General features: G+C 64.3%; 1 protein-coding gene. It reads right to left on the bottom strand.

Annotation, left to right across the window (positions count from 1 at the left end; all coding sequences use genetic code 11):
• Positions 1–392: efflux RND transporter permease subunit (locus tag D3I60_RS01335; RefSeq protein WP_262774307.1), on the bottom strand; the 392-nt coding region annotated here is incomplete at both ends.

The raw sequence follows: 392 nt of genomic DNA, 5'->3' as shown, positions 1-392 counted from the left end.
ATTTCACTCCGTTCGGTTCCGGCGTTTTCAATTCACCGTTCTCAAGGTCCTCGCGCCGGAACAGGACATAGAGAGCGGGCAGCACCAGCAGCGTAAGAATGGTTGACGAGATGATTCCTCCGATGACGACCGTGGCCAGCGGCCGCTGCACCTCCGCGCCGGCGCCGGTCGCGATCGCCATCGGCACGAAACCGAGGGAAGCGACGAGCGCAGTCATCAGGACGGGCCGAAGCCGGGTCAGCGCGCCCTCGCGGACCGCGTCCACAAGGGCGTGTCCTTCCCTGCGAAGGCGCTCTATGAACGTGATGATAACGAGGCCGTTGAGCACGGCGACGCCCGACAGTGCGATGAAGCCGATGCCGGCGCTGATCGATAGGGGAATGCCTCGGAGC

This window comes from Brevibacterium permense (assembly GCF_025506275.1).
GTDB classification, from domain to species: Bacteria; Actinomycetota; Actinomycetes; order Actinomycetales; family Brevibacteriaceae; genus Brevibacterium; species Brevibacterium permense_A.
The sequence above is the reverse complement of the archived record's forward strand: the minus strand, read 5'-3'. Positions and strand labels throughout refer to the sequence as shown.